The following is a 14,140-nucleotide window of genomic DNA, read 5'->3' as shown; positions in this document are numbered from 1 at the left end:
CATATAAAAACAGATAAAGATGGAACAGCATTCTCAAACCTTTCTCCCTGGGAACGATATTTTTGGAATACGGGATTTAATTTATATATCACGTTTTTACGGGCAGGACAGCCGTTTTGTGATTGCCGGTGGTGGTAATACATCCTTCAAGAACAAAGAAAAGATATGGGTGAAGGCCAGTGGTGCTGCATTGGCTACAATAACCGAAGAGGGATTTGCAGTGCTCGACAGAAATAAACTCGACAGCATGTCGGAGAAAATATATAGTACAGATCCGGCAGAGAGGGAAGAGCAGGTGAAGAATGATCTGGCCGAAGCTACCCTCACTAAGGGGAGACGTCCTTCGGTGGAGACATCGATGCACAATATAATCGACTATCCTTTTGTGGTACACCTGCATCCGACAGCAGTGAACGGGTTGATGTGTGCACAGAATGCGGAAGCTGAATTGAAACGGCTTTTCGGTGAAAAAGCATTGTATGTGGAATATACTGATCCGGGCTATGTGCTTTTTAAAAAGGTCTATGACCGGATCAGAGGATATCGGTCGGCTTATGGTGAGGAGCCGCAGGCAATCTGGCTGCAAAATCATGGTATCTTTGTCGCGGCGAATACTATTGCCGAGATCCAATCGATCTATGCTGAAATCTTTCAAAAGCTGGAACAGGCAGTTTCTACTCCGTTACTTATGGGAGAAAGAAAGACTTGTCACTGCACAGAAGAGATCCTGCCTGCATTGAGGATGATGCTATCAAGCAACGGATTGAAAACGTTGAAAGTACGCAAAAACGAACTGATCAAATATTTTTACGACAATCCCGGTAAACAACGGGATATTGCCAAACCATTTACGCCTGATGCCATTGTTTATTGCAAATCGAATTATATTTTCCTGAACGATGAGACACCCGAAGCCGTGTTGGAAGAGGCACAGAAAGTAATTCCTGCTTTTACGGATAAATTGGGTTACCAACCTAAAGTGATACTGATAAAAGGGATCGGGTTGGTCGCCGTAGGAGATAATGCCGGGCAGTGCGATATCATTCTGGATGTGTTTGAAGATGCGATGAAGGTCGCATATCTTGCCCATTCATTTGGAGGTCCACATCCAATGACACAGGAACAGATAGATTTTATCGACAACTGGGAGGTGGAGAATTATCGTCGTAGCGTGTCGGCTAGGATATCCCGGGGACGTGCGGAAAATAAAACCATTGTGATTACCGGTGCTGCCCAGGGTTTCGGAGAGGGGATCGGACGATGCCTGTTACAGGAAGGAGCTAATATTGTGATTGCCGACCTGAATGAAGAGGTGGGTAAAATGACGGCAGAAAAATTCAATACTATTGTAAAAAGCAACAGGGCTTTTTTCGTAAAGACAAATGTGGCAGAGATAGCAAGCCTGGAGAATCTTATCCACGAAACGGTGTGCCAATTTGGAGCAATCGATTGCTTTATCAGTAACGCAGGTGTACTTCGCGCTGGTGGCCTGGATGATATGACACCGGAAAATTTTGATTTCGTCACCAAAATAAATTACAGCGCCTATTTTTATTGCACGAAAATGGTCAGCAAGGTCATGAAGTTGCAGACAAAGTATGCTTATGTCGATTATTATGCCGATATCATCCAGATTAATTCGAAGTCGGGTTTACAAGGCAGTAAAGCCAATTTTGCCTATGCAGGAGGGAAATTCGGGGGTATCGGGCTTACCCAGTCTTTTGCTTTGGAATTGGCGCCAGACCGTATCAAAGTCAATGCCATTTGTCCCGGAAACTTCTATGAAGGACCCCTCTGGAGTGATCCGGAAAACGGGCTCTTTGTGCAATACCTGAAAGCAGGTAAGGTGCCGGGAGCAAAAACTATAGAGGATGTGAAAGCGTTCTATTTATCTAAAGTCCCGATGGGAAAAGGATGTACGCCCGAGGATGTAACCAAGGGAGTCCTTTACCTGATGGAGCAGTGCGGTGAGACGGGGCAGGCTTTGCCGATTACCGGCGGGCAGGTGATGCTTTCTTAGACAAAAGAATCAAGAACCAAGATTCAAGACAAAGGACAAGTTGAGATGCATAATTTTAAAAAATTAGATATTTGGAATAAATCAGTGGAATTTGTTGCTGATATATACCGGCTAGTCAATAGGCTTCCTCAAATTGAACGTTTCGGATTGGTTACTCAAATGCAAAGAGCTGCAGTTTCCATACCTACTAATATTGCCGAAGGTTCAGCAAAGTCAAGTAATAAAGATTTTGCACGTTTTCTTGAAATATCACTTGGATCCGCTTATGAATTAGAGACAGAGTTACTGGTATCTTTTAAATTATCATATATTGAAGCTGAAACATATGAACAATTCCAACAAAAACTATCAGAATTGCAGCGTATGATAAATGGTTTCAAGGACACTTTATAGTATAAAATTGTCATATAACCGTCCTAAATCATGACTCTCATGTCTTGATTCTTGGATCTTGGTTCTTGGCTCTAACAATAATTATATGAAAACGAGAGCAGTTAGATTGTACGGCAAAAAAGACTTGCGTCTGGAAGAATTTGATTTGCCGCCCATCAAAGAGGATGAAATCCTGGCCAAAGTGGTGACCGATTCATTGTGCATGTCATCCTATAAAGCTTCTTCACAAGGGACGGATCACAAGCGTATTCCCGATGACGTAGCGGAAAATCCTATTATCATCGGTCATGAATTCGCCGGTGAATTGCTGGAAGTGGGTTCCCAATGGGCTCATAAATTTAAAGCAGGGGATAAGTTCTCCATTCAACCGGCGCTCTACTACGAGAATGGCCCCGTTGGTATTCTGAGCGCTCCCGGTTATAGTTACAAATATATCGGCGGAGATGCCACCTATGTGATTATTCCTAACGAAGTGATGGAGCAGGACTGCTTATTGAAATTTACGGGTGAGGGATATTATCCTGCATCGCTGGCAGAGCCGCTCTCCTGTGTAATCGGTGCGATGCATGCCAACTACCATACTACTCCCGGCAGTTATAAGCACAAGATGGAGATTGTGGATGGAGGAAAGATGGCTATTCTTGCGGGTGTCGGTCCAATGGGACTTGCAGCTATCAACTATGTGCTCCATCGTGAAGACCGTAAACCATCACTGTTAGTAGTGACCGATGTAGACCAGGCTCGGTTAGACAGAGCTGCCTCAATTTATACGGTTGAATTTGCCGCATCTAGGGGAATTGATCTCCACTATATCAATACCCGTGCGATGGAAGACCCGGTGAAAGAACTGAAAACTCTGAGTGGTAATTCCGGTTATGATGATGTGTTTGTCTTTGCACCGGTCAGGCCGGTAGTAGAGCAGGGGGATGCTATACTGGCATTCGACGGTTGCCTCAATTTCTTTGCCGGACCCAGTGACCCCAATTTCAGCGCCACGTTCAATTTCTACAATGTACATTATGCCTATACACATATTGTCGGCACCAGTGGAGGTAATAACGACGATATGGTGGAAGCACTCGATATTATGAGTAAAGGACTTGATCCAGCCGGACTGATTACCCATATTGGTGGATTGAATGCAGTAGCCGATGCGACCAACAACCTGCCCAATATCCCGGGTGGAAAGAAGCTGATCTATACACATATTGATATGCCGCTCACTCCGATATCCGACTTTGAAAAGCTTGGTGGGACCAACGAACTTTTTAAAGAACTGGCTGTTATCTGTAGTCGCCATAAGGGATTGTGGAACGTAGAAGCGGAAGCTTATTTGCTGGCTAACAGCAAATAATGATGTGATAATTTACTGATTTGATGATGTGCTGATTAGTGTTTATAATCTGCTAATCAGTACATAGATAAATCTACTAATCAATTTTACTCTTTATTCAATAAAAATGAAACAATTAGATGTGAATTTAATGCATCCGGTGGAACAGATCAATGTGATCATCGGAAGAATATACAGTCGTGGGATGACCACTACTTCGGGAGGGAATATCTCTATCAGGGATAAGAATGGTGATATTTGGATTACCCCTTCGGGAGTGGATAAAGGGTCGCTTACTACCAAAGATATTATGCAGGTGAAGAGGGATGGAACCATTATCGGGTTACATAAGCCTTCTTCGGAGCTCCCTTTCCATAAGGCTATTTATGAAGCCAGACCTGAAATAACCGCTATCATCCACGCCCATCCGCCTGCGCTGGTAGCTTTCAGTATTGCCGGCATTGTACCCGACACCAAAATCGTTCCTCAGGCACACAATATTTGCGGGGATATAGGATTTGCACCTTATGGAACTCCCGGTAGTGAGGATCTGGGCGAGAAAATCGCTTTTGAGTTCAAGGATACCCGTTATAAGGCGGTGATCATGGAGAATCATGGGATAGTGTTGGGTGGGACTGATATGATGGATGCCTATCAACGGTTTGAAACGCTGGAGTTTTGTTGCCGGACGATTGTGAATGCCAAAAGACTCGGGCAGGTGAATTATCTGAGTGATGAGCAGGTGTCGCAATATGTAAATCACTTACCGACCAATATTTCCCATTTTATGGATATTGATCATCCTTCCGATGAGCGGGCAATCCGTACGGAGATGGTGAATATTATCCGCCGGGCCTGTGACCAGGGGATGATGATATCGACTTACGGTACGGTATCCGTACGCTGGAGAGGTGACGATTTCCTGATTACACCAAGTAATGTGGCGCGATGGGATATTGTGCCGGGTGATATTGTCCAGATAAAGAACGGTATGGCCGAAGCGGGAAAAACACCCAGCAGGTCGGTAGCCCTTCATCAACGTATTTACCAGCTGAACCCGCATATCAACTCTATCATCTGCACACAATCGGTGAATCTGATGGCACACGCGGTGAGCGGCTCAAAATTTGATGTACGCACAATCCCCGAAAGTTGGATCTTCCTCCAGGATGTCCCCTCCATTCCTTTCGGGCTGATCTATAATGATGTGGATAGTGTGGCGAAAATGTTTAACCACAATCGGGTTATTCTGGTAGAAAACGACAGTGTTTTTGTGACAGGTGATAAATTGTTGAATACGTTCGACTATCTGGAAGTAGCTGAATTTTCAGCTAACTCGCTGGTGATGGCCTCTTCGATCGGTTCTTTGCAACCCATGGGTGACAAGGAGATCGACGAACTGCGCATCGCGTTTAATGTAAAATGACAATAATACATTTTCGATGATGGTTGATGATGGTTGATTAAATATCATGACCTATGAATTTATTAGAGCAGTTGAAGCTGTATACCAAAGTAGTGGCTGATACGGGCGATTTTGCCTCTATTGAAGCATACAAACCGGTCGATGCAACTACGAATCCTTCTTTGATTTATACTGCATCGCAAGACCCGAAGTATGCTTCGCTGGTAGATGATGCTATTGCCTATGGTAAAACGCAGCTAACCGACAAATCCGGGCAATTGGCAAAAGCGATAGATAAGTTGGCCGTGAATTTCGGATTAAAGATTTTGGAAATTGTTCCAGGAAGGGTTTCTACTGAAGTAGATGCCCGGTTGTCGTTTGACACTGAAGCGTCGGTGATCAAAGCCCGGGAATTGATAGCTCTCTATGAGATATCGGGGATTTCGAGAGAACGGATATTAATAAAACTCGCATCCACCTGGGAAGGGATAAAGGCCGCAGAAATACTTGAGAAAGAAGGAATTCATTGTAACCTGACCCTTCTCTTCTCTTTTGCACAAGCGGTTGCGTGTGCCGAAGCGGGTGTTCGTCTGATATCTCCCTTTGTAGGCCGGATTCTGGATTGGTACAAAAAAGAACAGGGTGTTACGGAAATTGCCGCTCATGAAGATCCGGGAGTGCTTTCTGTGAAAAAGATTTTCAATTATTACAAGAAATTTGGTTATAAGACCCAGGTAATGGGAGCCAGCTTCCGTAATATCGGAGAGATAGTGGAACTTGCCGGATGTGAATTGTTGACTATTGCTCCAAAGTTCCTCAAAGAGCTGGAGAATACCGAAGGTGTCTTAGTCCGGAAATTGAACGAGGAGGCTGCCAGACAATCTGAGATTGAACAAATCAGCATCGATGAAAAAACGTTCCGGTGGATGATAAACGAAGATGCCATGGCCACGGAAAAACTGGCGGAAGGGATCAGAAACTTCACGAAAGACTTAGAGAAACTCGAGGAACAAATGGCGAAAAGGTTGTAGGGGACAGGTGAAGAGATTCGTTTAGTACCTTTCCATAATCAATATCCAATCGTTATTTTTTCCTGATGACGGCGGAGTTGCCACGAAAGAACCTTTGGCTGCCTTGGCACCTATCCCGGTTTTTTTACCTGTACGGGGATTAAACCAGATAAGCTTTATTTTTTTCGTTCCGGAAATTTTTTCCAGTGATACCTCCACACTATTTCCATGTGGAAGGTATATCAATGCATATCCATCTCCTTTTGTCGCGATGGCGTAGTCCTTGCTCTCTGTTTGTGGCGTTAAAATAATGGTGTTATCGGGTTGCCTGCTGAAAAAATCATATGATTCGAATAACCTGCGGGCATGTATCAGATCCCAGGCTCCCGGCAGGTCAAGGACATCATACCAGTTGTTCCGGACTCCTCCTACCGGGGTATAGCCAGGAGCCATGAACTGCCATACGGGATGGCAACCATAAGTATGTCCAAATGCCCCACTGAACAGACTCCAATACAATGCATGCCGCACATTGCTTTCATCGAACCAAAGATCGACACCTTCAGGTTGCCCTCTTACCGGATGATCTTCGTAACAAGGCTCCAGATTGATAGCCGGTTTAGTGGGTTGCCTGTTATAATCCCCGGCAATCAACTTTTCAAAAATATCGTAGGTATAATAGGCGTGTCCGGTCTGGCAACTATTAAAATCAAGCCAATCGTAATCATGAAACCAACTTCCGGATGTTTCCGCACCAATCGGGTGGAAGGTCATAAGATGATTGTTGTCTGCCGATCTGATCCCTTTAGCCATGGCATCCCAAATATCTTTGTTCCTGCCACCACCACTGCGATCCCCTCCGTTGATCCATATGATATTAGGGAAATCCTTGTAGCGTTCTCCTAAATATTGCCCGTAAGTATAAGCATTGTCGGTATCGAATATTACAGGGCCTGTGCCCCATTGAACATCTACTTTATCACCCCATGTAGGCAGCAGGCCAATATACATTCCCTTTCCTGCGGCTTTACGTATCACTTTATCCACCCATGCAAAATAAGCCTCGTTAGGTTTACGGGGATCGTTGCCAAGAAGAGGCCGGTCACCGTTTTTGTTGGGAGTGTTCAGCCCGTCCAATTCAGCAAGGATTACTGCCTGGATCACGTTAAACCCTTTTTCCCTTCGGTTTTCAAGGTAGGTGTCTATTTCCGTTTCATCCAGCCTGTGAAACAATTCCCATGCCGTGTCACCGAGGTAAAAGAATGGCGTGCCGTCGGCATGGCAAAGAAACCGTTTGTCGGGATGGACTTCCAATCTGCCATGTGAAAAATCAACCGCTTTCCCTTGCCATTTATCTTCCTGGGCATGGAGAATATACGTAGAAAAAATGAGTGCAAGAGCAAAAAATAATACCCTGATCTTATAGTTTGTGTTCATGATTGTATATTGTTGATAATAGATATGTTATCCCTTAAATTTTAAGTTGTGGCCATATGTTGCAAAGCAAATGTACATGATTTTCTTCAAAAAACCACATAGACGGCAAAGATAATACATTTTTATGCAAATATTATATCCTATTTTAACGCTATAAACCTATATTTTTGTATAAATGAAAAAAATGATAATACGATTGAACTTACAAGATATTTAATATAATTCCAATGAAACGAGCATGAAAATGATTTTACCCAAGTTCATGATTATCGCGAGTTCCATATGATACCTTTGAATTTTTTCGATAAGTGAATACAGAGGAAAAACTTGTTTTTACTATGTTGAGCGAAGAAAAAATCTAATGAAATAGAAAATAAATATTTTAATCATATGAAAAGAAAATTTGAAATAACAAATCCTGACCTAGAGTTAAGTCCTATGACAGGTATGACAAGAGAGCATTACATTGATTTGGCAAAATTTCTTCTGGAGGGAGCTTTTTCTCACGTTGATTCCATGGATCAGCATATGAGTTTCCCCATTGTCCCGGGTAAGACTTACCCTCAGCCAAACGCACCCGAGTGGCGATATCGGGCGGCTGATTTTGAGGCTTTAGAACGAACATTTACATTAGCAGGTCCGCTGATACAGATTGATCCTGACACTACGATCAAAGGAATTAATCTAAGAGATTATTATTCTTTACACTTTTACAGAGCTTTTACACCCGGTCATCCCAATTCAATACCGCTACCGGAGGAGTTGCCCGACTCCAATTATCAATTCACTTGCGAGTTTGGAGGATTATTCAAGACGTTACTTCTGATGCCGGATACTATTTGGACACACTATAGCGAAGAACAAAAAAATGAGATGGTTGAATGCATATCAAAATGGGCTCACCACCGAACTACACAAAATAACTGGCGTATTTTTAACATTGTAGCTCTTTCCTTTTTAAAAAAATATGGGTATAAGATTGATGATGAGCTGTTAAAAAGTCATTTGCTATGGATAGCGTCTTATCATTCAGGGAACGGGTGGTATTTGGAGCAAACTTATAATTATTACTCAATCAGCCTTTTTATTGTTTATACAACCATATGGAATCGAACATTCGGAGACGAATATTACCCTGAAATTGCTGAAATAATTGAAAGGTCTGCACAGCAACTCATGAAATCGTTGCCCAGTTTTTTTGGTCGTGATGGATATATAAACATGTGGTCACGGAGTATCTGTTACCGGACTTGGGTATCAGGGGCTTTCCCGGTCTCGTTTATGCTGAAAAACCCGGAATTACTGGATCCGGGATGGGCCAGGCGTCTTTGCTCAGGCTCCTTATTGCAGTTCGTAACACGTGAAGATTTTTATTACAATGAAATTCCTAGTCTGGGATTTTATGGACAGAAGGAGTATATGGTGCAAAACTACAGTTGCGCCGGAAGTCCATTTTTGATGTTCCTGCCCTTTATTTGCTTGGCTCTTCCTGAGGATTCGCCCTTCTGGACAGCAAAGGAAAATGACGGTCTCTGGGAATCCCTTGGCAATGATTCTAATAAATTGGTGCTTGAGAATCCGGGGCTCGTGTTAGTAAACCATGGAAAAACGGGAACTTCAGAAATAATTCCAGGGAAGGTGTATTACGATGACCCAAATTACTCAAAGTTATCTTATAATACACATTTTCCATGGGAAGATCATGATCCTTCCGGAGGTACTGCCATGGAGTACTGTTACCGCAGTCTTGATCCCCGCGACTTGAGAGGAGATGATGTGAATTTTTACCTTACCGGGCTAACTGTTGACAATGACGCGCTAGAAAATCAAAAATTCACGATTTCGCAAAGTATGGTATTCAATGGAGTTATTGACGACGTATTGTACCGGCAAGCCATAATGCGCAAGCCTCCCAATAATGGGGTTGGATACATTCTCGACTTGGCAGAAATTGCTATTCCTGGAGGAGTTATCAGGGTAGATCGTACACGCTTGGCCTTTGAATACGAAATTACTCTCGGGCATTATGGTTTACCTCACTTAGATGGAAAAAATGCAGTGGTTAAACAGTTTGAGAAGGACAATAGGAAGGTAATTACAGCTTCTATTCCCGGTAGGAGCCTGGCTTTAATATCTTATAGGGGTTGGGATCAACTCGAAAGTCTTGTCCATTCGAACCGGAATGCAGAAGCAGATGAAAGTACGGTTATATTTGCCCGAAAAAAATGTCTTGACAAAAACCCCCCTATGGAATTACTCGTGACAGTTATGCTACACAAGATGGATGACAGTGATTGGACCGAAGAGGAGTTGAATCCGATAAAGAATATTGAGATAGAAGATGTGACCAAAAGTTATTCCACATTGGGCGCGACTATTACCATTTCTGATAGTAAGGTATTTAAAGTTGATTTCCAAGATATCGATGGAAGAAGAAGGTGCTAATTGGAACACATGATTTTTAACGTAATAGTTTAATTAATCGAACAAAATTTAACGAGCTTCAATATTGATAACTTATTTTAAAGAATTACTAATTATAACTGTGTTTTTATGGAAACTTGCAGTGATTTATTTTTATTTAAGGATGAAATTTCGTGGTGTCCGGCCGGTGATGGGATACGAAGGCAAATTATGGGATTTGATACCCAAATTATGCTTGTAAAAGTAGAATTTCAAAAAGGAGCGATAGGTTCTGAACATTCTCACTATCATTCTCAAAGTACCTACGTGGCAAGTGGAGTTTTTGAATTCACTGTGGACGGGATCATGAAAAAGGTCAAAGAAGGGGATGGAATATATATTCCTCCGAATATAAAGCATAGTACGAAATGCATTGAGTCGGGAATGTTAATAGATGCGTTCAGCCCCATGCGGGAAGATTTTATTTAAAAGAAAGTTTGCTGCGTATGAAAATGAGATTTATCCTGCTTCTGTTGCCTTTGGCAGTCGACTGAAAAGAAACCGGGTTCTGCAAATTCATTTATTCTTTCAGATCCAGGCAGAGTCAAGCAGCAAGTGCAATTTACATTAATTGTTTGTAAAACTCAACTTTGGGTGTGTTAAAGTCCAATTTTTTCCTCGGTCTTTCATTCAGCCTGTGCTGTATCCGCTTCAATCTGTCGGGTGGATAGTCCTTGAAGGACGCCCCCTTGGGGATGTATTGCCGGATGAGCTTGTTCGCGTTTTCGATCGATCCTTTTTGCCATGCCGAATAGGGGTCGGTGAAGTACACCGGGGCTTCCAGCATCTCCGTGATCCGTTCGTGCGCCGCGAACTCCAAGCCGTTGTCCGTGGTGATCGTCCTTATCACGTCCTTGTAGGGTAGCAACATGCGGCACAGCACCTTGGCCAACCCTTTCGAGTCCCTTCCGCGGGGCAGTTCCCCGATCATCACGAGGTTCGTCTTCCTTTCCGTCACCGTCAGTATCGCCTCCGACTGGTCGGCCCCTATCATCGTGTCCATCTCGAAGTCGCCGAAGCGCTTCCCGTCGGCCTCCACGGGCCTTTCCCGGATGCTCCTGCGGTTGGGGATGCCTCTAACGGAGCCCACCGGTCTCTTGCGGTGCTTGAGCCTGTGACGGCAATGCTTGTAAAGGTCGCCCCCGGCCTTCTTGTCCTCCCGGATCCACTTGTAGATGGTCTCGTGGGAGACCCGGATATTCTCCTTCTTTCTCAGGTGTCCGCTGATTTGCCCGGGCGACCAGTCCTTGCGCACGAGCCGGATCACCTTTTGTTTGATCCATTCCGGGGTGGCCCGGTTGCCGGGCAGGCGTTCCCTTCTCTCCATCGCCATCTCGTGGGCCAGTCGCCACGAGTAGCCCCCGCGCTTGTCCTTGTTGCGCTGCAACTCCCTGGACACCGCTGAAGGACTGACACCTATCAAGCTCGCGATCGTCCGCTGGGTGTCACCGTTTTCTAAACCTAAATAAATCGCGTACCTTTGTTCTGAAGTTAACTGTTTGTATTTTTTCATAAGCAACATAATAGTTAATTTTAGGGAGACTTCGGTCTCCTTTTTCTTTTATGTTGCTGTCCGACTCTCTTCGGGGGCTTGCGCGCCCCCGGCCGTTAGGCAAACCCCCGCGGTGTTTTTCATGATTGTTGTGAAGAATCATTTCAAAAAACAACACGTGGATGTTGCACTTCTAAGTTGAACTTAGGCCATAGTTATATACATCAATTTCACTACGGGTTGCCATTACCAGGATATTACCATATTTTGAATTTCCTCCTGCTCCAGAGGCATGCGTGTGGTTGAATCCATGTATTTTCCTATTTCTGTCGTATTCTGAAACTTTATTTCTCATCTTTATATTATTTGATCCATTGTTTATGATACAGGTAATTATGCAGTCGAAAATTAAGAGGATACTATCTCATTTTTTTGTGATCATATGTGGCGCATCGCTTGACTCAAGCGCCTTCATAGCCGTAACGTCATTTTTTTGGTTTGCAGCATGATCATAAAAACTCCACCCCGGAAAAGTCAGGTATATTGACTTTCCGGAGTGGGCCAGGATTTGAAAGAGATGATAAATCGATTTTTTACTGTTTCAATATTTTCTACTCTGGCATATTCCGGTTAACAAGATATCCGAAGATACTTCTTCTTTTAATTCGTATCCGGTCCAAGCACAGTTCCTTCTTTGGGAACTATTAAAGGTTCAACATTGTTTTCTGCTCCAGGATAACCAATATTCTGATTGATGATTCCTCTTATATTTGTATTTATAGCATTTGCAGGAACGGGCCATAAAACATGATGTACGCTCATTTTATATTCTGCCCATGTATGTTTTACGCCTTTGTTATAGAAATTGGATTGTTTCATTATCCAATCATAATAAAAGTTAATTCCTTCCTGTTTTATATTTGCCCCTGTTCCTCCCGGTCCGGAGAAATTATCCAGCCTGTACACTCTGCCGCCAAATACTTCACAAGGTTTTCCGGTCTTTGCATAGGTATATGCTACTCTTGTTAATTCGGATTTTCTGTTTTCTTCATAATACAACTCCCTTGCCCTTTCATCCAGAATAGCGCCGATATTTATATCTGCAGCTGTCAAAGGATCGGCTCCCGCTCTTACCCTGACTACGTTTAAAGCTTCAGCCGCCTGTGCGGGTTGACTTTTCCAGTAATAACATTCTGCCATCATTATATATACTTCGGCAGAACGATAAATGTACCAGGGGGTTTCTCCTCCGGCCCACTGTGTTTGAAGTGGATCAGGAACAAAGAGTTTATAATGGGGCCATGAGAACCAGCAGCGGATAGTGTCTTCTACCGACATTGCCACAGGTTTAATCATGTTTTTCCCGTACCATTCCTTGACCAATGGATCGCTCGATGTTAATAAATTGGGGTGGTTATACTTTAAGTCTTCGGGGCTTTTCCAACTATCGCGATTATAAATTCCACGCAAATCATTCATCTCTTTTTCCGTCCAGACCTTATTGGTATAATAATATGTCGGGCGTAAGCGACCAATTCCTCTTCCGTAGCTTTTGTTCAAATCCATCAAAGGATCGGTTTCTGAAGCATGGATGCTAACACTTGTCCCTGCATTTCCGTTGGGTGTCCTCACGTTCCCACTGTTCCAAAAAGGCACACCATTGCGCATGGTTTGAATTCTGGCAGAACCGTCAACTTCAGGATATGCAACCACATACATCAATCCTTCTGTATTACTCAGGTCAAGTTTGGCTTCTACACTATGAAGGTCGTGCATCAGGTTTGTTCCTGGTTTTGTCCGGTTTACCGTAAACCGCTGGGTCATTAACGGGTGTTTGGCAACAATTTCATTACCCACTTCAATAGCTCGGTCAAATTCTCCCAACGCCATGCAAACTTTCATCAGCAATACTCCGCAAGCTGCTTTAGACGTTCTTCCACGGTCTACTTTCTCAGGAACCCATTGATAGGCAAACTCAAGTTCAGGAAGCATTTTCTCCAGAATGGACCATCGGTCATACGAGTAAAAATCGTATTTGGGTTCTACTATTTCCCAGTCCAGATAAGGAACGTTGCCGAACTGGTGGGTAAGTTTATAATACCGGTATGCCCTGTGGAAATAAGCTGATCCCAGCACCGCGTTTCTTTCAGCTTCATCCTTATATTGGGCCTCATCAATTCTTGCAATTACAACATTCGCGTATTTAACACCTTTATAACCTTCGTACCAATACCATCCTATTCTTGTTGTATTCTCGCTGTTCAGATTAGCATCCGGTAAAAGTGTAACATCCAGATCCATTTGAGGACCGGCTTTATCGGTGGTTCCTTCCACAGCCATATCCGACAGAATAAATTCCGTCAGAATGGGAGATCCGTCTCCGAAATACTCGTGTCTCATATTGCGTTCACATGTGGTTAATGCGGCATAAAAACCCGCAGCATCGACATATGTATTTTCCGGAGTATAAAAAGACAAGGGTCTTGGCTCCAGCCAGCTATCAGAACAACTCCATGTTAAGATAAATATCCCCAACAGGAGTATTGTTTTATTATGTTTTGATAATAATGTCTTCATATTATTTGAA

General features: G+C 43.4%; 11 protein-coding genes. 7 read left to right on the top strand and 4 right to left on the bottom strand.

What is annotated here, in order from left to right; all coding sequences use genetic code 11:
- Positions 1-19: 19 nt before the first annotated feature.
- The 5 genes from PSM36_RS10700 to tal all read left to right on the top strand — a co-directional run bounded on the left by PSM36_RS10700 (position 20) and on the right by tal (position 6,182).
- Positions 20-2,020, top strand: coding sequence for an SDR family NAD(P)-dependent oxidoreductase (locus PSM36_RS10700; RefSeq protein WP_076930887.1), 2,001 nt, complete (start codon positions 20-22; stop codon positions 2,018-2,020).
- A 45-nt stretch (positions 2,021-2,065) separates the two neighbouring features.
- Positions 2,066-2,413 carry a four helix bundle protein gene (locus PSM36_RS10695; RefSeq protein ID WP_076930886.1) on the top strand — a complete coding sequence of 116 codons (348 nt, stop codon included), beginning with the start codon at positions 2,066-2,068 and terminating at the stop codon, positions 2,411-2,413.
- An 85-nt stretch (positions 2,414-2,498) separates the two neighbouring features.
- Positions 2,499-3,767 (top strand): zinc-binding dehydrogenase, encoded by a 1,269-nt coding sequence (locus PSM36_RS10690; protein ID WP_076930885.1) that lies wholly within the window; start codon positions 2,499-2,501, stop codon positions 3,765-3,767.
- 106 nt (positions 3,768-3,873) lie between these two features.
- Positions 3,874-5,172, top strand: coding sequence for a class II aldolase/adducin family protein (locus PSM36_RS10685; protein WP_076930884.1), 1,299 nt, complete (start codon positions 3,874-3,876; stop codon positions 5,170-5,172).
- A gap of 53 nt (positions 5,173-5,225) precedes the next feature.
- Positions 5,226-6,182, top strand: a complete 957-nt coding sequence (tal, locus tag PSM36_RS10680; protein WP_076930883.1) for a transaldolase — start codon at positions 5,226-5,228, stop codon at positions 6,180-6,182.
- Positions 6,183-6,203: 21 nt separating this feature from the next.
- Here tal and PSM36_RS10675 read toward each other — a convergent pair whose 3' ends face one another.
- The gene (locus PSM36_RS10675) at positions 6,204-7,598 is read right to left on the bottom strand and encodes a glycoside hydrolase family 140 protein (RefSeq protein ID WP_083711017.1); all 1,395 of its coding nucleotides are present in this window, start codon (positions 7,596-7,598) and stop codon (positions 6,204-6,206) included.
- A gap of 390 nt (positions 7,599-7,988) precedes the next feature.
- On the opposite strand from PSM36_RS10675, the gene PSM36_RS10670 reads away from it, so the two are divergent.
- Positions 7,989-10,043 carry a DUF2264 domain-containing protein gene (locus tag PSM36_RS10670; RefSeq protein WP_076930882.1) on the top strand — a complete coding sequence of 685 codons (2,055 nt, stop codon included), beginning with the start codon at positions 7,989-7,991 and terminating at the stop codon, positions 10,041-10,043.
- 108 nt (positions 10,044-10,151) lie between these two features.
- Positions 10,152-10,490, top strand: a complete 339-nt coding sequence (locus PSM36_RS10665) for a cupin domain-containing protein (protein ID WP_076930881.1) — start codon at positions 10,152-10,154, stop codon at positions 10,488-10,490.
- A 133-nt stretch (positions 10,491-10,623) separates the two neighbouring features.
- Here the strand turns inward: PSM36_RS10665 and PSM36_RS10660 are convergent, their stop codons facing one another.
- The 3 genes from PSM36_RS10660 to PSM36_RS10655 all read right to left on the bottom strand — a co-directional run bounded on the left by PSM36_RS10660 (position 10,624) and on the right by PSM36_RS10655 (position 14,130).
- A complete protein-coding gene (locus tag PSM36_RS10660; protein ID WP_076931995.1) occupies positions 10,624-11,574 on the bottom strand; it encodes an IS30 family transposase in 951 nt (316 codons plus the stop codon).
- Between the two features lie 172 nt (positions 11,575-11,746).
- Complete coding sequence (locus PSM36_RS17905) at positions 11,747-11,908, bottom strand: hypothetical protein (protein WP_394333033.1); 162 nt, start codon at positions 11,906-11,908, stop codon at positions 11,747-11,749.
- Positions 11,909-12,213: 305 nt separating this feature from the next.
- Entirely contained in the window at positions 12,214-14,130 is a 1,917-nt protein-coding gene (locus tag PSM36_RS10655; RefSeq protein WP_076930880.1) for a RagB/SusD family nutrient uptake outer membrane protein, read from the bottom strand.
- Positions 14,131-14,140 lie beyond the last annotated feature (10 nt).

Source organism: Proteiniphilum saccharofermentans, assembly GCF_900095135.1.
GTDB lineage: Bacteria > Bacteroidota > Bacteroidia > Bacteroidales > Dysgonomonadaceae > Proteiniphilum > Proteiniphilum saccharofermentans.
This window is presented reverse-complemented; position numbering and strand designations above follow the sequence as displayed.